The organism is Sphingobium sp. TKS, assembly GCF_001563265.1.
Lineage (GTDB): Bacteria > Pseudomonadota > Alphaproteobacteria > Sphingomonadales > Sphingomonadaceae > Sphingobium.
Genome location: NZ_CP005084.1, coordinates 16,342 through 39,565 on the forward strand (window position 1 = coordinate 16,342; position 23,224 = coordinate 39,565).

Genomic DNA, 23,224 nt, shown 5'->3' on the forward strand with positions numbered 1-23,224 from the left:
GAAGCGGGGCGCCCGCTCCTCGCCGGACATGCCGATGTGTCAGCTTTCCAGGAAAGAGAGAATCACCCCCGCCAGCGCCTCAGGCGCTTCCAGCGGCGCGAGGTGCGCGGCCTCCAGCAATATATGTGTCGCGCCGGGGATGCGTGCGACCAGATGTTCGCCATGGCCAGCGAACGGCGTCGATGTATCGCGGGCGCCGGTGACGACGCGCGTGGGGCAGGCAATTCCCGCGATCCGATCGGCCAGATCCATGTCGCGGATCGCCGCGCCGCATCCGGCATAGCCTTGCGGGTCCATGGCGATGAGTTGGCGGCGCACGGCCTCGAAAACGGCTGGTTCGGCGGCATCGGACAGGAAACGCCCCATGGCAAGGTCGGCGATGGCGGCCATGCCCTCGCCCCTCACCTTGGCGATGCGGTCGTTCCAGGATGCGCCGTCCATCGTCGCCGAGGTGCAGATGGGCAGCAGCTTCTCGATCCGGCCGGGCGCCCCCAGGGCGAGTTCCATCCCGACCATGCCGCCCAGAGACACGCCCGCAAGCGAGAAACGATCAAGGCCGGCGGCATCGGCAACCGCCAGCACATCGTTTGCCAGCATCGCCAGCGAATAATCGCCCGGATCGGCGGTGGATGCGCCATGGCCACGCATGTCGATCCGCAACAAGGCGAAGCGGCTCCGCAGATGGGGCAGCAGCGCGTCCCAGAGGTCCATGTCGGTCCCGATCGAATTGAGCAGGATGAGCGCAGGAGCATCGTCGCGTCCGTCGACTTTCCAGTAGAGGCGGGCGCCGGGGCGCTGGGTGAAGGCCATGCTCAGTCCTCCGGCGCGATAGCGACGCGCAGGCCATCCAGCGCGGCGGTCATCATGATCTGGCATGACAGGCGTGATCGCGCCATGCGGTGATCGGAGGAGTCGAGCAGATCGTCCTCGTCGCCGCTGGCCGCGCCGACCGCGCCGCTCCAGACCTCATCCACGAATATATGGCAGGTGGCGCAGGAACAGCAGCCGCCGCATAGAGCCAGCAGTTCATCGAAGCCATTGTCGCGAATGGCTTCCATCACGGACACGCCCTCGCGGGCATCGATGCTCGTTTCGTCGCCCGAGCGGTTGATGACGATCAGTTTTGGCACTTCCTATATTCCCGTCTCACTATATTCCCGTCTCAGATCATCTTGCGCACCTGACGGCTTTCCAGCAGCATCCACAGGCCAAAGCCGTCAGCCCCCGCATTGTTGGAGATGACGATCAGGTTCTTCACGCCCGAGGCCCGGATTTCTGGGTTCGGGCTCTCGGGCAATCCCGAGACCCGAACCCGCCCGACATGATCGTCATGCCGTCGAACAACAGGCCTTCCAGTGCGACCCGAGGGCTGTCGTATATCTTGCGCATTTCCTGGCTCCTTCAGCCGGTGTCGCCTCCGGCGACTCTTTAACCTATGTCGCCTCCGGCGACGGGCAGGATCGATCCAGTCACATAGCTGGCCTCGTCCGAAGCAAGGAAGAGGATCGGCGCGATCTGCTCTTCCAGCGTGCCGTAGCGCTTCATGAAGGCAGAGGATGTGACCTGCTCGACCGCCTCCGCCATCCATGCCTGTTCCTGTTCATTGTCGCCTTCCGCATTGCGCGGCACGCGGCGGGCCGGAGCATGGGTTCCGCCGGGCGCCGTGGCGACGACGCGGATGCCGCTTTCCGCATATTCCATCGCCAGCGCTTGTGTCAGTCCGTTGATCCCGCCCTTCGCTGCCGAATAGGGCACGCGTCTTATGCCGCGCGTGGCGTTGGACGAGACATTGACGATCGTACCCGCGCCCTGATCCTGCATTATCGGCAGCACGGCATGGCAGCAGTAAAGCGTCGGCATCAGCGACCGGCGGATCTCCGCGTCGATCTGCGCTGGCTCGAACGCGGCATAGGGCCGCATGCGGATCGCGCCGCCGACATTGTTGATCAGGATGTCGATGCGCCCGAACGACTCTATCGCCGCCGCCACGGCCTGCGCCGCGCCCTCATAGGTTTCAAGGTCGCATTGCACGGACACGGCCTTGCCGCCCGTTGCCATGATCGCCTGCTGGACTTCTGTCGCGAAGTCCGCCCGGTCGACGAGGACAAGGCTGGCGCCTTCGGCCGCCGCGCGGGTGGCGACCCCGGCGCCAATGCCCTGCGCCGCGCCGGTCACGACCATGACTTTGGCTGCGAAACGTCCCTCAAAGATCATCGCCCGCGCCTCAGAGATGGTAGATGTCGATGACCTGATGAATATAATCGTCCTTGAGGATGATTGTCTTCTTCAGGATCTTCGGCATCTCGCCGGTTGTGTCGAGCGTCACGAACGCGGTGCCGAAGAACTGCGCCGTTTGCTGGTAGCGGTGGCTCATCGTGTGCCAGTTGTAGCACAGGTCGATCGCATCGGCGCGTGTCTCGATCACTTCGACATTGGCGATGAAGTGGGACGTGCGCGCCTCCGGCGTGCTGGCCGATGACCGTTCGGTCTTCAGGCGGTAGACGCGGTCTTCCAGTCCCTTGCGGTTGCCATAATAGATCAGCGATATCTCGCTATGCGGATCGGTGGTCAGCGCATCATCGTCCGTCCAGGCTGGCATCCAATATTCGACCTTTTCGCAATAGCATTGCAGCCATTCGTCCCATAAGCGGTCGTCGAGCAGCCGCGCCTCGCGATAGAGAAAGGCGCAAATGTCATGATAGGAAAGCGCCACGCGCTCCTTGTCGAGAATGAGGGTCATTCCGCTGCCTCCATCATGGGTTCGGCACCGGCATCCCTGGCCATGCCGTCGAGCATGATCCTGGCCCAATATTCATGCTGTCGCACGAACAGGCCTTCATCCTCGCTACGCTCGCTCGACAGCAGCGGGGTCATGCCCATCGCCGTCGCATTGGCGTCCGGGCCCGCGATCCAGCGGGTCGCGCCCCGGCTGAGGTCGTTCCAGAGCGCGCCCGCCCCTTCATAGGCCGACTGGCAACTGCTGAATTCCTCCAGATCGTCGGGTGTGCCCATGCCGGTGACGTTGAAGAAATCCTCATATTGGCGGATGCGATGGGCGCGATCTTCGGCGCCCTCACCCATGGGCGCGTAGCAGTAGATGGTTACTTCGGTGGTGTGGACGTCGATCGGCCGCACCACGCGGATCTGGGTCGAGAACTGGTCCATCAGGAACATATTCGGATAGAGTGCCAGATTGCGGGTCTGTTCGAGGATGAACTGCGCCTTGTCCTCGCCCAGCCGATCGACAAGCTGGTCCTTGCGGTTCCAGACCGGACGGACTTCGGGGTTCAGCACCTGGGTCCAGAGCAGGATATGGCCATGTTCGAAGCCATAGACGCCGCTCGCGGGTGCCTTAGACCAGCCATTGGCGTCGACCGCCTTCGTCCCGCCCTCGGCGCGGCGGCCCATGGTGGACTGGTAATTTTCGTGGACGGAACTGACATGATAGCCGTCGCAGCCATTCTCCATCTGCATCTTCCAGTTGCCTTGGAAGGTGTAGGTCGAATTGCCGGTCAGCACCTCCAGCCCTTCGGGCGCCTGGTCCACCATCTGGTCGATGATGATCTTCGCCTCGCCCAGATGATCCTCCAGCGGCAGGACATCATGGTTGAGCGAACCGAAGATGAAGCCGCGATAGCTTTCCACCCGCACGCGGGTCAGGTCGTGCGACCCGTCATGATCGAAGCTGTCGGGATAGGCGCCGCTGCTGGCGTCCTTGGCGCGCAGCAGCTTGCCGTCGGTCTTGAAACTCCAGCCGTGGAAGGGGCAGACGAACAGCGGCTGATTGCCCCGCTTGCGGCGGCAGAGCTTGGCGCCGCGATGGGCGCAGGCATTGACCACGCAATTGAGGCCGCCGTCCTTGGCGCGGGTCAGGATCACCGGAGTATGCCCGATCCAGGTCGTGAAATAGTCGTTCTTGCTGGAGACCTGGCTTTCATGAGCGAGATAGACCCAGTTGCTCTCGAAGATATATTTCATCTCCAGATCGAACAGTTCGGGGTCGGTGAAGACATCCCGGCGGCAGCGGAACAGCCCGGTTTCGGGGTCGTCGACCACGGCGGTCGCGACACGCTGCATCAGATGTTCATGCATGATCCTGTCTCCCGTGTTCCTCAAAGGTCAGGCGACCTCGACTTCCGGTTCGGCCTGCGCCTCGGCGCGGGCGCGGGAGGAAAAGCCCTCGTCACCTTCGCCGGCGGCGCGCTGAAGCTGGAAGTCGAAGGCGATGGTGGCCGTATCGCCCTGACGGCTGGGCACCGGCAGCAGGCCTTCGCGGGTGCCGAAGGCGAAATCGTCCGCCGCGAAGGGATCGTCGCCAAAGTTGATCTGCGTCGTCAGCGTGCGATAGCCGGGCGCCTCGATGAAGAAATGGACATGGGCCGGGCGGTTGCCATGGCGGCCAAGCGCCTGCATCAACTGGTCGGTCGCGCCGCCCGGCGGCACCGAATAGCCGCTCGGCTGCTTCGAATGGAAGGCGTAGCGGCCGTCCTTGCCCAGCTTGATGCGGCGGCGATTATTGAACGGGGTCTGCTCGCCGGTCGGGTCGAAATGCGAATACCAGCCCTTCGAATTGGCATGCCAGACATGAAGGATCGCATCCTGCACCGGCTCGCCGTCGGGGCCGGTGACAGCGCCGCTCATAGAGAGCGTCTGGGTGCCCTCGTCAGCGTCGACGCTCAGATTGACGTCGCCCTCCACCAGCGGCGCGCCGGCGACATAGAGCGGTCCCTCGATGGTGCGGGGCGTTCCGCCGCCAAGGCCAGCGTCGGCGTCCTTGGCGTCCATATAAAGGTCCAGGAAATGCTCGATGCCAGTTCCCGGCACGATCAAGCCGATCTCCGCCGAACTGTCCGCCAGATATTTCATCGCCAGCCAGAATTCGCTTTCGGAAATATCATGCTCGACGATCAGTTCCATCACGCTTTGCGTGAGGTCGCGCACGATCGCCTTGAGGCGGGGGTTGCCGCCGCTTTCCCCCATGCCGGCGGCGCGGTCGAGCAACTGCTGGATTTCCGGGGTATGTACGAAGCTGATGTCCATTTCATGCTCTCCTATTCGTGGTTCGACGATCAGCGATCGTCGTCGTGGATCGATGAGGGGTGGCGGCACAGCGGCGTCACCTTCATGGTCATGAAGGGGTAGAGCGGCAGAGCCATGAGCGTGTCGTGCAGGGCGGCGTTGCTTTCGACGTCAAAGATCGAGACGTTCGAATAAAGGCCGACCTTGCGCCAGATATGGCGCCAGGTGCCGGCGGCCTGGAGTTTCTGGAAATAGGCCTTTTCCTCGGCCTTGATCCGTGCGGCTTCCTGCGGGTCGAAGCCCAGCGGGATGTTGACGTCCATTTCGACCATGAACAGCATGGGTCTCAGGCTCCTGCACTGACGGGGTGGAGACGCGCCGCTTCACGGTCACGCCGGAAGAAGGAGAGCTTGTCCTCGTCAAAGGCGATGCCAAGGCCCGGCCCGGCCGGCACGACCAGCGAAAAGTCGCCATAGCCAAGCGGCTCGCTCAATATGTTCTCGGTCTGGAGCAGTGGGCCGAACAATTCCGTGCCCCAGGCGAGGTCCGGCAGGGTCGCGAAGACATGCGCCGATGCGATCGTGCCGACCCCGCCCTCCAACATCGTGCCGCCATAGAGACCGATACCTGCTGCCGCGCCGATGGCGGCAACCTGCGCTGCTGCGAAGAGACCGCCGGACTGCGCGATCTTCAGCGCAAAGACGCTCGCCGCATGGGCCGAGGCAAGGCGCAGCGCGCTGCGCGGGCCATGCAGCGCCTCATCGGCCATCAGCGGTACGGCCTGGGCCTTGGACAAGCGCGCCATGACGCCCACCGCATCGCCCGCAACCGGCTGCTCGACCAAGTCGCAGCCGACATCATGAAGCATTGCCATACCGATCTTGGCCTGATCCTCCGACCAGTTCTGATTGACGTCGACGCGCACGCTGGCGCGGCCGCCCAGCGCCTTGCAGATGGCGCCCACATGGGCGACGTCGTCGCGGACCTCATGTTTGCCGATCTTCAGCTTGAAGATCCGGTGACGGCGGCGATCGAGCATCTCCTCGCCCTCCGCGATGTCGCGGGCGGTATCGCCGCTCGCCAGCGTCCAGGCCACGGGCAGGCTGTCGCGAACGCGGCCGCCGCCGATCAGTTCGGAAACCGCGATGCCCAGGCGCTTGCCCGCCATGTCGAGCAACGCGGTCTCGATCGCGCATTTGGCAAAATGATTGCCGCGCACGCACCTGGCCACCTTCGCCATGGTCGCGCCGATTTGCGCAAGATCGCACGTCTTCAGCACAGGGATGATATAGGTGTCGATCGCAGACTTGATGCTTTCGGGGCTTTCCTCGCCATAGCTGAGGCCGCCGATCGTCGTTCCTTCGCCAAAGCCTTCGACTCCGTCCGCGTCGGTCAGGCGGACGATCACCATCGACTGGGCGTGCATGGTGGCCATCGCCAGCACATGCGGCCTGATCGTCGGCACATCGACGATGAAGGTATCAGCTTGGCTCAATGCAGCCATTGCGACGACTCTCCCAAATGCGTAGGTTTCATGGGATAGATATTCCTCGACAAAGGATCGTTCAAAGATCAATGCGGTCAAGGAACCATACTTTGGAGGTATAGTTCATGATGGATCTGCGCCTTCTGCGCTATTTCGTGGCCGTGGCCGACGAAGGGAATTTTAACCGCGCCGCGGAGCGGCTGCATATCGCCCAGCCGCCGCTGTCGCGCGCGATCCAGCAGTTGGAGGCGCATGTCGGCGCGCCGCTGCTCGACAGGGCGAGCCGGCCGCTACGGCTCACCGATGTAGGCCGGTTGCTGCATGCGCAGGCCTTGCAGTTGCTGGCCCGGATGGAGGATGTCGAGACCATGGTGAAGTCGGCGGCGACCAGCCGACGGCGGCGGCTGGTGATCGGCTTCGTCGCCTCGACCATCTATGCGCGCCTGCCCGAACTGATCCGCGAGTTCCGCAAGGCCGCAGAGAATGTGGAGCTGGTCATGCTCGAAAGCACCACATTGGAGCAGATCGCCGCGTTGAAGGATGGACGCATCGATGTCGGCTTCGGCCGTATCCGCTTCGAGGATCCCGCAGTGCGCCGCATCATCCTGCGCAACGAGAAGCTGGTCGCCGCCTTCCCCGTGGACCATCCGCTTGCCCATGGCGATGGCCCGATCTCGCTGCGCGACCTCGCGGACGAACCGCAGATCATTTATCCACGCGCACCCCGCCCCAGCTATGCGGATCAGGTCATTTCCCTGTTCCGCGACCATGCCATCGAACCGCGCATCGTCCATGAGGCCCGAGAGCTGCAAATCGCCATCGGCCTGGTCGCCGCGGAAGAAGGCATGGCGATCGTGCCGGAATCGGTCCATCGGGCGCGCAGCCACGATGTCGCCTTCCGCGATCTGGTGGAACCTGCCACCTCGCCTATCATCATGAGCCATCGACCAGGCGATCGCTCGCCCGAACTCGCGCTCATGGCTGCGGTCATCGCCCGTAAATATGCCGAATGGGGATATGAGGTGCCTGCCGCGCTCAGCGAAGAACTGTGAAAATCCGCCTCCAATGCGCTCTTCATGCCTTCAACCTATCCGAGCGGGACTCAATTGGTATTTGGCAGGCGGCTACGCCTCATCCACCTTTCCGATAAATCACGTAGATAAATCGGGAGAGGAATCGATATGGATAATATTGATATAAGTCGTCATATGAATAAATTTGGCTCGAAAACCTGACTATCAATATCATAATGACTTAGGTAATTCTTTTTATCGTCGATAGATAAGACGTTTTCATTGAATGTCGCAACACTGATTGCTGCCCTTGATTCCAGCCGCTAAGGATCGAAACGATCCTTTGTCATCAAAGGATCATCGAACGCCCTTATCCAGCCGGGACGTCCGACAAGGATGACTGGTGGTGCGATGACTCGCGCTTTTCTCCATTGTTGGATATGTCCCCGCCATGTCTGATTTGCCTTCTTTAGCGCAAGTGCTCGCGGAAGCCGGCCGCCGGCTGGATGCGCGGGGTCTCGCGCCGGCGACGGCGGGCAATTATTCCGCCCGGCTTGCGGATGGGGCCATCCTCATCACCCGGTCGGGCGCGCATAAGGGACGCCTGACGCAAGCGCAGTTCGTGCGGGTCGCGCCGGACGGCGCGGCGATCGATCCGGGCAAATCCTCCGCCGAAACCTTGCTGCACTGCCTCGTCTATGCGGTCGATCCGGGCGCGGGGGCGGTGCTCCACACCCATTCCGTCGCCGGGACGGTTCTCAGCCGCGCGTTGGAAGGCCGGGACGGCATAGAGCTGGCCGATTATGAACTGCTCAAGATTTTTCCGGGCGTCACGACCCACCGGACCAGCGTGACCCTTCCGCTGGTGGACAATAGTCAGGACATGCCGGCACTGGCTGCCCAGCTCAGGCCGATATTAGAGAGGCAGGAACCGCTGATCCCTGCTTTCTATATTCGCGGCCATGGTCTTTATGCCTGGGGTCCAACGCTGGAGGCGGCGGAGGCGATGGTCGAGGGGTGCGAATTTCTGCTCGCCTGCGCCTGGGAAGAACTGAAGCTGAACGGAGTGGCCCGATGACCGCGCTGACGCAATATGACGACAAGCCGCCTCATGAAGCGCGAGGTTCATGGCATGATCATGCGGCGATCGCCGCTCTGCTGGAGCCCGCGGGCATAGGGTTGGAGCGCTGGGAAGCGGACGTGGCGCTGGCGCCCGACGCCACGGACGACGACATCATGCAGGCCTATGCCGGGGACATCGAGCGGCTGAAGGCGCGGGGCGGCTATCGGTCATGCGACATTGCCAGGCTGACCCCCGATCACCCGGAACGAGAGGCCATGCGTGCCAAATTCCTGGCCGAACATGTCCATGACGATGATGAGGTCCGCTTCTTCGTCGAAGGCGCGGGCCTGTTCTACATCCGCTCGGGAGGCGTGGTTCATGCGCTGCTCTGCACAGCCGGCGACCTGATCGTCCTGCCCGCGGGCACGCCGCATTGGTTCGACATGGGTGAGTGGCCGCATTTCACCGCCATCCGCCTGTTCACGACGCCCGACGGCTGGGTCGCCCGCTTCACCGGCGACGAGATCGCGCGCGCCATTCCGCTCTATCAGGGGGCGGCATGAGGCTTGGGAGCCGCCCTGGCGCGATCGTTACGGACATAGAGGGCACGACATCCAGCATCGCCTTCGTCCATGATGTGCTCTTCCCTTATTCCCGCGCCCGGTTGGCGGCCTTCGTCGCGGACCATCCGGAGGAGGTCGCGCCGATCCTCGACGCGGTGCGGGCTGAAGCCGGGGCGGGACTGGACCCGCAGGCCTGCGTCGATCTTCTGCTGCAATGGCATGATGCCGACCGCAAGATCGGTCCGCTCAAGCAATTGCAGGGTCTGATCTGGGCGGACGGCTATGCGCAGGGGCATTTCACCGGGCATGTCCATGCCGACGCGGCAGAAGCGCTGCGCCGCTGGCACGATGCGGGCATCCCGCTCTACGTCTATTCTTCCGGTTCCGTGGCGGCGCAAAAGCTGCTGTTCGGGCATAGCGATCATGGCGATCTCACCCCCCTGTTCGCGGGCTATTTCGACACTGCGATCGGCGGCAAGCGGGAAACGCAATCCTATCGCGCCATCGCCGCGGCGCTGAACCGCCCGCCAGCCGAAATATTGTTCCTCTCCGACACGCCGGAGGAGCTGGCCGCCGCGCGGGAGGCGGGGTTGGCCGTAATCCTGCTGGCGCGGGATGCGGCGCCGCCGGACGACGCCTTTCCCGCCGTTTCCAGCTTCGACGCCATAAATTGGGGGGAGGATCGCTGATGAGCTATGCCGCTTTGGACGAACGCAGCGTCGGCCCGTTCCTTGCCACGGTTCCCGCCGTCGCCACGCGCCTTGGCGGAACGCCGGACGGCTGGACGGTGCGGGAGGTCGGGGACGGCAACCTCAATCTCGTCTTTCTGGTCACAGGGCCGGAAGGCGGCGTCGCCGCCAAGCAGGCGCTGCCCTATGTCCGCATGGTCGGTGAAAGCTGGCCGCTCCCCCTGTCGCGGGCTTATTATGAGCGGCTCGCTCTGGCCGATCAGGCCGCGCATGCGCCCGCCCGCGTGCCCGCCTTGATCCATCATGACGACGCCATGGCCCTGACGGTGATGGCCTTGCTCAGCCCGCATCGCACCCTGCGCGGCGCGCTCATCGAAGGGGAACGCTATCCGTTGCTCGCGGGCCATCTGGCGGAATTTCTGGCCGATACGCTGTTCTTCACCTCCGACCTTGCGGTGCCGGTGGCGGACAAGAAGGCGCGCATCGCCGCCTATCTGGGCAACACCGCCATGTGCCGGATCACCGAGGATCTGATCTTCGACGAGCCTTATTATGACGCGCCGATGAACCGTCATACGCCGGGCCTGGAGGATGTGGTCGACGCCTTCCGGGCGGATGTGCCGCTTCGCCTCGCCGCGCAGCGTATGAAGGCCCGCTTCCTCGCCGCCCCGGAGGCGCTGCTGCATGGCGATCTCCACACCGGATCGGTGATGGTGACGGCCAGCGATACGCAGGTGATCGACCCCGAATTCGCCTTTTATGGCCCCATCGGCTTCGACGTGGGCATGATCCTCGCCAACCTCTGGATGGCCTATCTGTCGCAGTCCGGCCAGCGTCCCGCGGAACGCCCGGACCCGTGGCTGCTGGATCAGGCGGAGGCATTGTGGGCGGGATTCGCCTCGCGCTTCGCCGGGCATTGGCACGCCCTCGACCCGCAAGTGGAGCATGGCGCGCTCCACGCTCTGGCCAAGGCCGATGCCGATTTGCGAGAGGCGGCGATCAGGGATCGGCTCGACAGCATCTGGACCGATGCTTTGGGTTTTGCCGGTTGCGAGATGATCCGCCGGATTCTGGGCCTCGCCCATGTGGCCGATTTCGAGAGCATCGCGGATGAAAGCTTGCGCGCCGGTTGCGAACGCCGGGCGCTGCGCATTGCGCGCTCGCTGCTGGTAGATCGCCCATCCTTTCCCGGCATTGCCGCCGTGTCGCAGGCGATCGGTCAGGAGCTGGCGCTGGCATGAAGCTGGATGGTCAGACCACGCGTTCCATCTGGCTGGAGCCGGATGGGTGGAGCGTCGGCATTTTCGATCAGCGGCGTCTGCCCTGGGCGTTGGAACGGCTGGTGCTGCGAACGCCCGGCGATGCCTATGACGCCATTGCGGATATGGCCACGCGTGGAGCGCCGCTGATCGGCGCCGTTGCGGCCTATGGCCTGGCGCTGGCGTTGCGTGAGGATCCCGGCGTCGCGTCGCTCGAACGCGCTTTCGCGCATCTCGCCTCAGCCCGTCCAACGGCGGTCAATCTGCGCTGGGCGCTGGAAAGAGTGCGCGCCACCGTCGTGAAGCAGCCGATCGGGGAACGGGCCGCGCTTGCCTATGCCGAAGCCGCTCGTCTGTGCGACGAGGATGTCGCCGCCAACCGGGCGATCGGGGAAGCCGGCCTGCCCCTCATCCGGGAGATCGCGGCGCGCAAGGGCGGAGCGCCGGTCAACATCCTGACCCACTGCAACGCCGGATGGCTGGCGACGGTCGATTGGGGCACGGCGACGGCGCCCATCTATCTCGCCCATGACGAGGGCGTCGCCGTCCATATCTGGGTCGACGAAACCCGGCCGCGCAATCAGGGAGCGTTGACCGCCTTCGAACTGGCGGGCCATGGCGTCTCGCACAGCCTGATCGTCGACAATGCGGGTGGCCTGCTGATGCAGCAGGGCAGGGTGGACATGGTCATCGTCGGCACCGACCGGGTGACGGCGAATGGCGATGTCTGCAACAAGATCGGCACCTATTTAAAGGCGCTGGCGGCGCAGGCGCATGGCGTGCCTTTCTATGTCGCGCTGCCGCTCAGCACCTATGATCCGGCAACCCCGGATGGAGCAAGCGTGCCGATCGAGGAGCGCGCCGCCGATGAAATACGGTTCATGACGGGTCCCGACGATCATGGCGTCGCGGCGCGAATCGGCGTCACCGCTTCGCCCGCCGTGAATCCGGCTTTCGATATTACGCCTGCCGGACTGGTTACGGCCTATATCATTCAAACCGGGCTTGTCACCGATGCGAAGCGGCTGGGATAAAGCATGTTCAATAGCTCCCATTGGTGACGATGATACTGGCGCTGATCGTCGCGGACGGCATGGGCACCAGGGCCGCATAGCGCATCATCGGGCTGCCGCTCATATTATAGCTCACCCGCACCCGGAAGGTGCCGGTCGCATCGGCTCCCGCCATGACGACCGGCCCGCCCCCCGCCGCCAGCAGCGTGCCATAGCCGTTGATCACCGCCTGCGCCCGGCTCTGCGCCAGCGATGTGCGCTCAGTGGTGGAGAGGCCCGCCACGGCGGCCCGGGCGCCCTCGACGGCTGCATGGCGCACGCCCATCAGCGCCGCGAAGTAAAAGGAATAGAGTATGATCGCGAAGACCAGCATCAACAGCGCGGGCGCCAGCAGCGCGAATTCCAGCGCCGCCAGCCCCCGCTCGCATGCGAGCAGGCGGCGCACCCGGCTCCGCATCAGCTTGACGGAATGCTGTTGAACATCGTGGTGAAGGCGGCGCCGAGCTGCGTCCTGAAATTGGTGCCCACCGCGACGATCGCCGCCACCACCACCGCGCCCAGCACGGCATATTCCACGGCGGTCAGCCCTTTTTCATCCCGCGCCAATTTCGCGATCAGCGATCCCAGAAACTTGTTCATCCCACTTCTCCTTATTCCCTCCATGATGACCGGCGGCGAGCGGGGGAGGGGCCCGCCCGCCGCCAGATCTCACACCAGCACCGGCACCCCGCAGCGCGCCCCGGTCGCCCAGAGCGTCGCATGGCCAAGCTGTATGCCCAGCGCGCCGAGCAGATTGGTGACCAGCGGATCGATGGTGGTTCCGACCAGCGCCGCCAGCGGATTGACGACGCCGCTCAATAGTTGCGACCGGGCGAGCGTCTTGGTCGCATCGCAGACGATCGGAAGGCAGGCGCCCAGCAACTGCACCTCCAATCCGTCCGGCGCGCCAAGGCTGCTGGCCAGCGATGTCAGTAGCGGCCCGACCTGCGATCCATTGCCAATGCTGGCGGACGTACCCGGCGATCCCGGACGGCCGATCGTGCCCTGTCCGCCGGGGCCGAAGACCAGCGCGCCGCTATTGCCCATGACCGGCTGCGCCACGGCGCGGCCGTCCACGGCGACGACGCCCAGCGCGTTGACGATCCGGGCCGGCTGCACCTCGGCGGCGGACAGGGCGGGCATGGGCCGCGTCATCGCGCCGGCGGGCAGGGTGCCGATATAGGCGTTGACGAGGCCGGTGCTGGCCTGGACCGTGACGCGCATATCCCGCGCCTGTTCGGCCGTGTCGGGGCAGTCGATGGCGCTCACCTGCCCCTGCGCCGCCGCAATGTCGATCGTCACCGGCAGATTGACCGACACCAGCGGGACGCCCAGCAAGGTGACATTCTTGATGCCGACATCCAGTTGCAGCCGCAATGCGGATGTCGCGGCGCTGGTTTCCCCCGCCGGGCCGAAGGAAAAGCGCGGCCGGTCCATCGGCCCGGTCGCCATGCCGGCCAGCAGGACGCTGCTGCCCGGCGCGATCGTGCCGACCGCATCGGACAGGTCGACCGTGCCGCTTCCCGCCTGCACCGCGAAGGAAAAGAGCTGATAGGCGTTGATCCCGGCGCGCAAGGCGGGTTTCTCATTCGCGCCGCCCACCGGCATGTTCTTCCACACGCCAAGGCCGAACAGCCCTTTTAGCGGCACGGTATAGCCGTTGCCGACCTGCCCCGCGAGCAGGGTCAGCGTGGCGGCGGTCGCGGCGTTGTCGGCGGCGCTGGCGGCGGCATGGAGCAGATCCTGCAACCCCACCGTCCGGGCGGTGAGCGCGGCATAGGTTCCGCTTTCCCCCACCCGCTGCGCCAGCGCATCGAAGAACAGGCCCGCATCGACATTGCTGGCCATCAACGCCTCGACATCGGCGGTGGAGAGGTGCAGCTTGATGCCCAGCAGCGCGCCCAGCAGATCATTGACGCTGTTCACCAGCGCATTGGTGACGGTCAGGATGCCGGAGGTGATGCCGACCCCTGCCTCATCGATGCGCGCGGCGGTGGCGCTGGCGGCGAGTTCGGGCAGCGGATTGGCCGGTCCCAGCACATGCATCAGGAACTGCCGTGCAGGCTTTCCAGTCCGGATGCGCACAGCATTCACCCGTCCGTTGCCCGGACACAGCGCCATGCTGGCATCGAAACGCTGCGCAGCGCCGAGTCCCGCATCGGCGCAATAGCGGCCTGTCTCCACCGAGCGGAGAATGGCCGGATCATAGCCGTTGCGGGTCAGGCTGTCCCGTGCCCGCGCCGTCGCCTGCGCGGGGTTCATCGCGGCGGCCAGCGCGGCCGCATCGGTCGCGGCGCGCAGATTGCGCTCGCTCACATAATAAAGCCCCGCATCCAGCGCGAAGCCCGCCGCGCCTATCAGCACCGCGCCCAAAGCCGCGATCATCGGCGCCACGGCGGCCGACTGGTCGCGCCAGAGGGAGCTGACCCTTGCCCCATGCGAACCGTGTTCCTGCGAAGGCAGGAACCCAGTCCCGCCGCCCGATCTGGGTTCCTGCCTTCGCAGGAACACGCGGCGCTTCCACTCAATCATGTCGCTCGTCCGGCGCCCGCTCGACCCGCCGCCCGATGGACTCCAGATAAAGCTGCCGGATACGCGCAGCCTCTTCCGCCGAAAGCTCTGCCTCCTCGCGGGCGGGCGCCTTCAACTGCGCTTCAATTACTTGTCGCGCCGCGCTCTCCACCGGCAGCGGCGGGGGCGGGGAAGGGGAAGCCAGCATCAACAACAGCACCATCATCGATCAGCCTCCCTTCCCGATCCGAACGGCCTCTGCCGCCAGTTTCCGCCGCAGCCCGCCATCCCTGATCCGCCGCAGCCCCGCCTCGGCCTCCGCGTCCCGCCCGCCGACGATCAGCGCCAGCAGTAGATTGTTGCGAATGACCGCCATTTGCGGCGCCAGGTCGCTCGCGCCGCGCAACGCCTCTATCGCCGCCCCAGCCTGCCCGGCGCGCAGCAGCGCATAGCCCAGCGCATTGCGCAGCAACGGATCGGCTGGGCTGGCGCGGCCCGCCTGCTCGTAAAAAGCCGCAGCCTCCGCCCAGCGCCCACGCGCCGCCAGCAAATGCCCGCGTACCGCGCTGACCCCGCCGTCCGCCGTCTCGACCGGCAAGGGCACCGCCTCCGCCGCATCGATCTGACCCAGATCGATCAGGCTGTTGACCCGCAGCAGCCGCGCTTCGGCATCGCCCGGATAGCGCCGCTCGAAATCGTCGAGATAGGCCAGCGCCGCCCGGGGCCGCCCGTCGCCGCGCGCCTGATGGATGAGTTGCAGATAAAGGCCGCGTGTATCCGGCGCCTCCTTCGCTTGCACAGGCGCAGCCGTCATCAGCAACGCCGCCAGCATGAACCGCCTCATTGCGAAATCCCCCGCAAGGTATCGAAGATCGCCACCACCGGCGGCCCGCCCAGCACCACGAACAGAGCGGGCATGAAGAAGAGGATCATCAGCACCACCATCCGCACGGTAATGCCGCCCATCGCCTCGCGCGCCCGCATGACGCGGCGCTGGGTGAACTCGCGCACGAATTCGCGCAGGGCAGGGGCCAGCTCGATCCCCTGGAACAGCGCCTGCCGGAACAGCGCCGCCAGCTCCTTCGCCCCGTTCACCGCCACCCGCGCCGCCCAGCGGTCCAGCGCCAGTTCATAGCGCATCCCCCGGTCGAGATCGGCCACCAGCATCGCGATCAGCCGCGCATGATGCGGCACGGCGATGCTTTCATCCCGCGCAATGGAACGGAAGCATTGGTCGAGCGAAATCCCGCTCTCCAGCATCATCAGCATCAGGTCGAGCAGGAAGGGAAATTCCGCCATGATCGCCTGCGCCCGCCGCGCCGCGAGCAGATGGATCGCCTGCTTGGCCCCGACATAGGTCAGGCCGGCGGCGATCACGATCAACAGCGGCTGGGCGAAGAAACCGCCCCACATCATTCTGGAAACGACCATCACCGCCGTCGCCGCGCCGCCGGTCGCCGCCATGCGTGCCCACACGAACCAGTCGGCCGCCCGCGCATTCTGGAAGCCCGCCAGCATCAGCTTGGCCGCGATTTCCGACTTGTCCCGCCCACGCGCCGCAAAGGCTCCGGGCAGCCGAAAGGTGGTCCGTTCCCCGGCCATCCCCAGCCGCGCCTCCAGCCGCTGGTCGGCCAGCAGCATTCGCACTCCGGCGAAAGCGCAAACCGCCCCCATGGCCGCACAGAAAAGAAATAGAGCCCCCATCAGAAGGCGAGCCTCATCACCCGCCGCATGACCAGCATCCCCATTCCTTGCAGCACCACTGCCACGACCGCGAGCCTGTGGCCCCGCGGATCATTGACGAAAAAATCGATATAGCTGGGGTTCATGGCCACCAGCAGCGCCATCGCCACCAGCGGCATGACGATCAACACCCGTCCGCTGATCTTCGCTTCGGAAATGGCGGCCTTCAGCTCGCGCTTGATCCGGATGCGCTCGCGCAGGATGTTGGCCAGGTTCAGCAGCACCGCCGAAATCGACCCGCCATAGCGCATATTGGTGCGGATCGCGGCGGCGAGCATCGATATTTCAGGAACGCGCAGCCGCTCCGCCAGCATCTGCATCGCGTCGGCCACCGGCGCGCCCAGTTCCAGCCGCCGCGCAACCGGGGCGATATAGGCCTGCACGATGGCGGGCGCATCGGCCAGCGCCCGCTCCAGCGCCTGCGCCAGCGAATTGCCGACCGCCTGCATCTGCCGCACGGCGTCGATATAATAAGGCAGCGCCTCGATCAGCGCCTCGACCCGCCGCTGCGCCCGCCGTCGCACCCAGGCCAGCAGCCCCAGCGGCACCCCGGCGATCACCGCCAAAGCCGCCACCGGCCCCGCCGCCAGCAAGGCAACCAACGCCGCCAGCACCAGCACGCCGCCGAAAATCCCCAAGGCCTGCGTCGTGACGTCGATCTGCGCCTGCGCCAGCAAGGGCGCGACGACATCCGGCGCCGCCAGCACCACCCGCCGCTGCGCCACCGCCGCCGAAGCCAGGCCCAACCGCCGGTCGATCACCGCCCGCTGCCGCGCCTGTTCCGCCAGCAATTGCCAGCCGATCCCCGCGACGATCAGCAGCGAGAGGATAAGGAAAGCCGCCCCGCTCAGCACGACCGCCCGCTCCGATAATCCCGCAGCCGCTCCGTAAAATAGGGCCGCAGCGACAGGGTGCGAAACTCCCCCAACCCCGACAAAGCAGGCTGTTCCTGAAAGACGAACAGCTCATTCAGGGAATAGGCGTCGCCCTCCAACCCCGTCACTTCGCTGACCGACATCACCCGCCGGCTGCCATTGGAAAGCCGCTGCAACTGCACCACCACATGCACGCTGTTGGCGATGAAGCGCCGGATCGCGCGAATGTCGCTCTGCACCCCGGCAAAGCCCAGCAGCATCTCCAGCCGGGCAAAGGCGTCCCTTGGACTATTGCCGTGCAGGGTCGCCATCGACCCGTCATGGCCGGTCGACATGGCCTGCAACATCTCGACCGCCTCGACCCCGCGCACTTCGCCCAAAATGATCCGGTCCGGCCGCATCCGCAGCGCATTGCGTACCAGTTCGCGGCTGCTCACCTCCCGGCTGCCGTCGACGGTCGGCGGCCGCGTCTCTAGCCGCACCACATGGCTCTGCCGCAATTGCAGTTCAGCCGCATCCTCGATGGTGATCAGCCGCTCCCGATCCCCGATGAAGGTCGACAGCATGTTGAGCAAAGTCGTCTTGCCCGCCCCGGTCCCGCCGCAGATCAGAATATTGAGCCGAGACCGCACCGCCGCGCTCAGATAAGCGGCCATGTCCGCGCTCATCACCTGGTTCGAGACGCAATCCTCGATCGTCATGCTCTGCAACCGGAACTTGCGGATCGAGAGCGTCGGTCCATCCAGAGCCACCGGCGGGATCACGATATTCACCCGCGACCCATCGGGCAGGCGGGCGTCGACATAGGGACTGGACTCATCCACCCGCCGCCCGATCGGCCCGACGATCCGCTGGATGATGTTCATAAGGTGCGCATCGTCGCGAAACCGCGTCTCGACCTTTTCCAGCAATCCGCCCCGCTCGGCATAGATATGCCCCGGCCCATTGACGATGATGTCGTCCACCGATGCATCGCGCAGCAGCGGCGCGAGCGGCCCCATGCCCGCCACCTCATCCTCGACATCCTCGATCAGCAGCAAGCGTTCCGCGCTGTTCAGCGCCAGTTGCCCGCGCCGGCTGCGGCTGGCGATGACCTGCTCGATCTCCTCGCGCAGCGCCCGCGGCCCCAAAGTCTCCGCCGTCTCGGCACGCGCCTCCAGTTGCTCGATCAGTTGGGTGCAGGTCTGCCCCTTGGCGAGCTGATAATTGTCGCTCATCCGTTGGGCGGCGGGTTGGGCGACCGGCGCGATCCGCACCTCCCGCGCGGGCACGAAGCCCTTTTCCCCGGTCAGCAAACTCACGACGCACGCTCGTTTGTTTGTTTGCCGCGATTTAGCTTCGCTGGCCTTGCGGCTCCAAGCCGCCAGATGCCCGCATCTGGCTCGAAATCGCTCACGACTTTGAGCATCGCCCGTCGCAACCGATCGATCCCGCCAGCCTTGGACGCCACCCCACAAGCCCGCCGGATCGCCGCCATATAGGTCCCGCCATCCGCCTCCATCGCCAGCGGCCGCCCGGCGTTCAACGCATTGCGCATCCGCGCCCGGTCCGTCGGCAGGGCCAGCACCGATCCGACCCCCAGCGCATCCGCCATCCGCCGCCCATCCAGCAGCACGCCCGGCAGATGATCCCAGACCAGCAACCGCATCGCCTCGACGCGCTCGCGCTCCGCCCCGATCCGGTCGAGCAGGCGGCGACACGCCTCGATCTCCCGGATCGACTGGTCGCAGAGCAGCTCCACTTGGGTAGCCTCCGCCACCACTTCGCGCAGCAGCCCGCCATGGCGCAGGCTCCCCGCATTCAGCACCACATCGCTGCAACAGCCTCGCAGCAGCCGGATCAGCGCCGCCAGATCGCCGGGCGTCAGCCCAGCCGGCTCCGCCCCGGTCCCCCCGTCGAAGGTCAGCAGCATGAGCCCGCTCGGGCCATGCCGCGCCACCGTGCTGGCGAGCAGACTGGCGTCCAGCCGCTCCATGTCGCTTATGGCCGAAGCCAGCCCATAATCGACGTTCAAATCGAGATAAGTCGCCGCCGCGCTGGTCGGCAAAGTGCAGTCGATCAGCAAGGTTGAACGCTGGCCTGACCCTTGGCTCGCCGCAATCGCCATATCGGTCGCCACCATCGCGCAGGCATCCCGGTCCGCGCCCAGGACCAGCGTCAACCGCCCCCGGTTCCCCCGATCCGCCGCCGCATCGTTCAGCAACCGCGCCAGGACGGCGGCAATCTCCGCCCCCTCGCCGTCGCGCGGGATGACATCATCCACCCCCGCCCGAATAGCGCGCAGCAACGGCTCCGCCTCCATCTCCTGCGTTGCGAGCACGACCGGCCGCCCGCCCGCGCTCTCCACCACGGTTCCTATCGCAGCGGACAAGGCCCGCTCCGGCGGAATGGCCGCCCGGTCGATCACGATGAGGCACGGTCCCGCCAAAGCCTCGCGCTCGATCGACTGCACCAGCTCGACGGAAACCCGCCCGCCCATCGCCTCGTCGATCCGTTGCGCCAGCATCCGGTCTACGGAAAGCAGGAATATCGTCGCCATGGCTTACCGCCTCACCACGCCAAAGGGCGCGTTTGACTGGTCCAGCCCGTCCGTGCCCAGGATCATGTCGCCTATGCCGGGATCGATCCCAGCCGTCCCCGCGCCGGGCAGAGGCGGCATCTCGTCCGCCTTCACCGGCCCCACCAGCCTGGGCGTCGCGACGATGACCAGCTCCTGTTTTTCCTTCTGGTTCTGCTGCCGCTTGAAGAAAGCGCCGAGCACCGGAATATCGCCCAGAAACGGGGTGCGCTCCCTCGTCACCGTCTGGCTGGAATAGCTCAGCCCCGCGATCACGAAGCTCTGCCCGCTGCCCAGCTCCACCGTCGTTTCCGCCGACCGCCGCCGCAGTCCCGGCACGACATAGCCCTGCAACTGCACGCCATTATTATAGTCGAGTTCGCTGACCTCCGGCGCGATCTTCAGGACGATATGGTCCTTCGACAGCACGAAGGGCGTGACGGACAACCGCACGCCGAACTCCTTATATTGGATGGAAAGCGTGTTCCCCGATCCGGAAACCTGCGGCACCGGCACGGGAAATTCGCCGCCTGCGAGGAAACTCGCCTGCTCGCCGGATCGCACCAGCAGGGTCGGCTGCGCCAGCAATTGCGACAGGCCGTTGGAGGAGAGCGCGCTCAACACCGCGCCGATGCCGCGATTGGGCGCGGAGAGGAACAGGTTGAAGGCGTTCTGGATCGGCGCGCTGGCTTCCAGCGAGAGGCCGTCGGGATTGAACGAGGCGCTCGCCAGACTGCTGGGCGAAACGATCGCGCCCTGAATATCGCCACTCAATTTGGAAAAGTTGAACCCCAGCGCCTTGAGCGTCGTCGCGGAGACGGCCGCGAACTGCACATCGACCGCCACGACCTGCTCGCCGGCCCGGACGACAGGTGCGCTTGCCGCTGCGTCGACTTCCACCCTGATCGGCTCCCGCGCGATCAGCCCGCCGTCACCGCCGTAGACGCTGATGGTCGCATCGCCCTCGCCAATCGCCGTCAGCCGCAGCGACCGGGCCGAGGGAGCGGCGATGGACAGCACGCCCTCCCGATCGACCTCGATCCGTCCGATGGCGTGGGGGTAGGAAAGGGTATGCTGCTCCTTCACATGCAGCGTCGTTTGCGCGGCTGCGCCTATCGGCCAGCCCAGCGCGACCAGGCTGGCGGTCAGCGCGGAAATCCCTGTCTTTCTCAACGGCCGGCACTCCCGGAATAGATGGTCTCGCGGCGGTCGCCCACGACAAGCTCGATGGCATGCGGCACGAAACGGGGCGCTGCGCGAGGTGCAGGCGCCGTCACGATGCGCGGAGTGGCAGGCGCCACACCCGGCTCAGGCCCGGCAGAGGCGGCCACCGCCACGGCAACCTGCGCGCTATCGGCCGGATTGCGCAGCGACAGCGTCAAGGCGCCTGTGCTTTTCGCCAGCGAAAGGGTCGATACCTGCTCCGGCGTCAGCGCCAACGTCACCGTCCGCGCAGGCGGGGGAGGGGAGGACAGCGCCCCATCCACTCCCGAAGACTGCTGCGTGCCGACGACGACCTCGCCCACCGCCAACACCTGCACCATCTGGAGCAAAGCCTGTGCCCGGCTGCGCCCGGAACCCCGCGCCCCGCTGATCGCGTCGGCGCCGGGATAGACCACCTGCACGTCCACCCGATCGCCTGGCCGGACCAGCCCGGCCACGGCGATCTCCGCCGTCGTGTCGATGCTGACGGCGCGCATCCCCATGGGCACGCGAATGGCGAGCTTGCTCTCCATCCCGACCGCGTCGCGGGCGACGAGCGCCCGCATGGGAATGTCCCGCGTCGCAACCTTGCCCACCACTTCGGCGGAGGTCGCCGCATAAGGAAAGCGCGCAGGATCACCCGCCGCATTGCGGATCATCGCGGCGGTGATCGTCTCGCCGGTCCGGATCGCCCGCGCCGCCTGCACCAGCACCGCGGCAGGCGCGGCGATCGTCGCTGGCGCGGCGCTGCCCTGCACCGTCGCGGCAGAGGCATTTCGCAATTCCCGGACGCCCAACGCCAGAAAAGCCGAAGCGGCGGTCAGCCCGACGGCGATCGTCAGCTTGGCCTTCAAACCCAAACGCATTGCTTTCCCCCATGAGCGCATTGCGTGAACGCAAAACGCTTCAGCCGGGGAAATTCATAGCCTTTGGGCGATTGTCAGGGCATGAAAGAAGCAACCGGAACGGCGCAAAGTCCTGAATCGCGGGAATGGCAGCTTTATAGAGAGGCGACGGGCGTTTCGCTCATCTCGGCCCACGCAAAATCCATTCAGAGCGAGCGCAATTGATCCGAAACGGTTCCGATTGCTTTCAGGATGAAGGACGAAGCCTCTGCATTGTAAGCTAATGCAGGGGATCCTCAGGCATCCACCGAAATCACTCCACGCCTTATCTGATCCAGCTCGATACTCTCGAACAAGGCCTGGAAATTGCCGTTGCCGAAGCCCTCATTCCCCTTGCGCTGGATAATCTCGAAGAAGATCGGCCCGAACATATTCTCGGTGAAGATTTGCAGCAAAATCCCCTCGCCATTCTCCACCGAACCGTCGATCAATATCCGGTTCTTCTTCAGCCGCTCCAAGTCCTCGCCATGCCCCGGCACGCGCTTGTCGACCAGTTCATAATAAGTCTCGATCGTATCCTGAAGCCGCACGCCACGCGCCCGCAACTTTTCCACCGTCTCGTAGATATTGTCGGTGGTGAGCGCGAGATGCTGAATCCCCTCGCCATGATATTGGCGGATGAATTCCTCGATCTGGCTCTTGTCGTCCTGGCTTTCGTTCAGCGGAATGCGAATGGCCCGGTCCGGCGCGATCATCGCCTGACTGAACAGACCGGTCGCCTGCCCCTTGATATCGAAATATTTCTGTTCCTCGAAACCGAAGAGCGTCCGATAAAACTGGCTCCACACCCGCATCTGCCCGCGCCGGACATTGTGGGTCAAATGGTCGAGCATATCCAAGCCGACATTATTCTTCGCCTCGGCCTCGCGCCAGCCGGGAAATTCCGCCCAGTCGGCGTACAGATCTTCTCCATCTCTGATGAAATAAAGATAGGAACCGCCAATGCCCTGGATGACGGTATCGTCCTCATCGGTCGGCTTCGCCCCATGCTCCAGCGCCCAGGCCATCGCCGCTTCGGGATCGGCCACGCGAAAGGCCATGGCGCTCGCGGACGGCCCATGCTCGCCCCGGAAAGCCGCCACCCGCCCGGCATCGTCGCGGTTCAGCATCATGTTGATGCGCCCCTGCTTGTAACGCGTGATATTCTTGGTCGGATGCCGATGGCTGGCCACGAAGCCCAATTGTTCGAATTGCCGTCCCATGGCTTCGGGATCTGGCGAGGTGAATTCGACGAACTCGAAACCGTTAAGGCCCAGCGGATTGATGTTGTCAGCCATGAAGGCGAT

The 23,224-nt window shown here is 65.1% G+C and carries 26 protein-coding genes and 1 pseudogene; 6 read left to right on the forward strand and 21 right to left on the reverse strand.

The window, feature by feature from the left end:
• Positions 1-39: 39 nt before the first annotated feature.
• The 9 genes and pseudogenes from pcaD to K426_RS21095 form a co-directional block, all read right to left on the reverse strand.
• On the reverse strand, positions 40-810 hold the full coding sequence (gene pcaD, locus K426_RS21060; RefSeq protein ID WP_066562136.1) for a 3-oxoadipate enol-lactonase: 771 nt from the start codon (positions 808-810) through the stop codon (positions 40-42).
• 2 nt (positions 811-812) lie between these two features.
• Positions 813-1,130, reverse strand: a complete 318-nt coding sequence (locus K426_RS21065) for a 2Fe-2S iron-sulfur cluster-binding protein (RefSeq protein ID WP_066562138.1) — start codon at positions 1,128-1,130, stop codon at positions 813-815.
• Positions 1,131-1,165: 35 nt separating this feature from the next.
• Positions 1,166-1,389, reverse strand: a pseudogene (locus tag K426_RS30490) (CoA-transferase); the annotation flags it as partial.
• 39 nt (positions 1,390-1,428) lie between these two features.
• Positions 1,429-2,214, reverse strand: a complete 786-nt coding sequence (gene benD / locus K426_RS21070) for a benzoate diol dehydrogenase BenD (RefSeq protein WP_066562140.1) — start codon at positions 2,212-2,214, stop codon at positions 1,429-1,431.
• Between the two features lie 10 nt (positions 2,215-2,224).
• Positions 2,225-2,740, reverse strand: a complete 516-nt coding sequence (benB, locus tag K426_RS21075; RefSeq protein WP_066562141.1) for a benzoate 1,2-dioxygenase small subunit — start codon at positions 2,738-2,740, stop codon at positions 2,225-2,227.
• A complete protein-coding gene (locus K426_RS21080; protein ID WP_066562143.1) occupies positions 2,737-4,092 on the reverse strand; it encodes a Rieske 2Fe-2S domain-containing protein in 1,356 nt (451 codons plus the stop codon). Before K426_RS21080 ends, benB begins: the two co-directional genes overlap by 4 nt.
• Before the next feature lie 27 nt (positions 4,093-4,119).
• Positions 4,120-5,040, reverse strand: a complete 921-nt coding sequence (locus K426_RS21085) for a dioxygenase family protein (RefSeq protein ID WP_066562145.1) — start codon at positions 5,038-5,040, stop codon at positions 4,120-4,122.
• 29 nt (positions 5,041-5,069) lie between these two features.
• A complete protein-coding gene (gene catC / locus K426_RS21090; protein WP_066562147.1) occupies positions 5,070-5,360 on the reverse strand; it encodes a muconolactone Delta-isomerase in 291 nt (96 codons plus the stop codon).
• Between the two features lie 5 nt (positions 5,361-5,365).
• Positions 5,366-6,523, reverse strand: coding sequence for a muconate/chloromuconate family cycloisomerase (locus K426_RS21095; RefSeq protein WP_066562149.1), 1,158 nt, complete (start codon positions 6,521-6,523; stop codon positions 5,366-5,368).
• 110 nt (positions 6,524-6,633) lie between these two features.
• Here K426_RS21095 and K426_RS21100 point away from each other — a divergent pair, with 110 nt between their 5' ends.
• The 6 genes from K426_RS21100 to mtnA all read left to right on the forward strand — a co-directional run bounded on the left by K426_RS21100 (position 6,634) and on the right by mtnA (position 12,126).
• Entirely contained in the window at positions 6,634-7,557 is a 924-nt protein-coding gene (locus tag K426_RS21100) for a LysR family transcriptional regulator (protein WP_066563689.1), read from the forward strand.
• 412 nt (positions 7,558-7,969) lie between these two features.
• Positions 7,970-8,596, forward strand: a complete 627-nt coding sequence (locus tag K426_RS21105; RefSeq protein WP_066562151.1) for a methylthioribulose 1-phosphate dehydratase — start codon at positions 7,970-7,972, stop codon at positions 8,594-8,596.
• A complete protein-coding gene (locus K426_RS21110; RefSeq protein ID WP_066562153.1) occupies positions 8,593-9,144 on the forward strand; it encodes a 1,2-dihydroxy-3-keto-5-methylthiopentene dioxygenase in 552 nt (183 codons plus the stop codon). The genes K426_RS21105 and K426_RS21110 overlap by 4 nt, the downstream gene beginning before the upstream one ends.
• Positions 9,141-9,833, forward strand: a complete 693-nt coding sequence (gene mtnC / locus K426_RS21115; RefSeq protein ID WP_066562155.1) for an acireductone synthase — start codon at positions 9,141-9,143, stop codon at positions 9,831-9,833. The genes K426_RS21110 and mtnC overlap by 4 nt, the downstream gene beginning before the upstream one ends.
• Positions 9,833-11,074 carry an S-methyl-5-thioribose kinase gene (gene mtnK, locus K426_RS21120; RefSeq protein ID WP_066562157.1) on the forward strand — a complete coding sequence of 414 codons (1,242 nt, stop codon included), beginning with the start codon at positions 9,833-9,835 and terminating at the stop codon, positions 11,072-11,074. Before mtnC ends, mtnK begins: the two co-directional genes overlap by 1 nt.
• The gene (gene mtnA / locus K426_RS21125; RefSeq protein ID WP_066562158.1) at positions 11,071-12,126 is read left to right on the forward strand and encodes an S-methyl-5-thioribose-1-phosphate isomerase; all 1,056 of its coding nucleotides are present in this window, start codon (positions 11,071-11,073) and stop codon (positions 12,124-12,126) included. The genes mtnK and mtnA overlap by 4 nt, the downstream gene beginning before the upstream one ends.
• A gap of 7 nt (positions 12,127-12,133) precedes the next feature.
• Here mtnA and K426_RS21130 read toward each other — a convergent pair whose 3' ends face one another.
• The 12 genes from K426_RS21130 to hppD all read right to left on the reverse strand — a co-directional run bounded on the left by K426_RS21130 (position 12,134) and on the right by hppD (position 23,215).
• Positions 12,134-12,562 carry a TadE/TadG family type IV pilus assembly protein gene (locus K426_RS21130; RefSeq protein ID WP_066562159.1) on the reverse strand — a complete coding sequence of 143 codons (429 nt, stop codon included), beginning with the start codon at positions 12,560-12,562 and terminating at the stop codon, positions 12,134-12,136.
• Entirely contained in the window at positions 12,562-12,744 is a 183-nt protein-coding gene (locus tag K426_RS21135) for a Flp family type IVb pilin (protein ID WP_066562160.1), read from the reverse strand. The genes K426_RS21130 and K426_RS21135 overlap by 1 nt, the downstream gene beginning before the upstream one ends.
• A 69-nt stretch (positions 12,745-12,813) precedes the next feature.
• A complete protein-coding gene (locus K426_RS21140; RefSeq protein WP_082748966.1) occupies positions 12,814-14,676 on the reverse strand; it encodes a pilus assembly protein TadG-related protein in 1,863 nt (620 codons plus the stop codon).
• Positions 14,669-14,881, reverse strand: coding sequence for a hypothetical protein (locus tag K426_RS21145; RefSeq protein WP_066562161.1), 213 nt, complete (start codon positions 14,879-14,881; stop codon positions 14,669-14,671). Before K426_RS21145 ends, K426_RS21140 begins: the two co-directional genes overlap by 8 nt.
• Positions 14,882-14,884: 3 nt before the next feature.
• On the reverse strand, positions 14,885-15,499 hold the full coding sequence (locus K426_RS21150) for a tetratricopeptide repeat protein (RefSeq protein ID WP_237230125.1): 615 nt from the start codon (positions 15,497-15,499) through the stop codon (positions 14,885-14,887).
• Complete coding sequence (locus tag K426_RS21155) at positions 15,496-16,359, reverse strand: type II secretion system F family protein (protein ID WP_066562165.1); 864 nt, start codon at positions 16,357-16,359, stop codon at positions 15,496-15,498. Before K426_RS21155 ends, K426_RS21150 begins: the two co-directional genes overlap by 4 nt.
• Positions 16,359-17,252 carry a type II secretion system F family protein gene (locus K426_RS21160; RefSeq protein WP_066562166.1) on the reverse strand — a complete coding sequence of 298 codons (894 nt, stop codon included), beginning with the start codon at positions 17,250-17,252 and terminating at the stop codon, positions 16,359-16,361. The genes K426_RS21155 and K426_RS21160 overlap by 1 nt, the downstream gene beginning before the upstream one ends.
• Positions 17,246-18,574, reverse strand: coding sequence for a CpaF family protein (locus K426_RS21165; protein WP_066562167.1), 1,329 nt, complete (start codon positions 18,572-18,574; stop codon positions 17,246-17,248). Before K426_RS21165 ends, K426_RS21160 begins: the two co-directional genes overlap by 7 nt.
• Positions 18,571-19,812, reverse strand: coding sequence for an AAA family ATPase (locus K426_RS21170; RefSeq protein ID WP_066562168.1), 1,242 nt, complete (start codon positions 19,810-19,812; stop codon positions 18,571-18,573). Before K426_RS21170 ends, K426_RS21165 begins: the two co-directional genes overlap by 4 nt.
• Before the next feature lie 3 nt (positions 19,813-19,815).
• A complete protein-coding gene (locus K426_RS21175) occupies positions 19,816-21,003 on the reverse strand; it encodes a type II and III secretion system protein family protein (RefSeq protein ID WP_237230128.1) in 1,188 nt (395 codons plus the stop codon).
• Positions 21,000-21,899, reverse strand: a complete 900-nt coding sequence (cpaB, locus tag K426_RS21180; protein ID WP_066562170.1) for a Flp pilus assembly protein CpaB — start codon at positions 21,897-21,899, stop codon at positions 21,000-21,002. Before cpaB ends, K426_RS21175 begins: the two co-directional genes overlap by 4 nt.
• A gap of 275 nt (positions 21,900-22,174) precedes the next feature.
• The gene (gene hppD, locus K426_RS21185; RefSeq protein ID WP_066562171.1) at positions 22,175-23,215 is read right to left on the reverse strand and encodes a 4-hydroxyphenylpyruvate dioxygenase; all 1,041 of its coding nucleotides are present in this window, start codon (positions 23,213-23,215) and stop codon (positions 22,175-22,177) included.
• Positions 23,216-23,224: the final 9 nt, after the last annotated feature.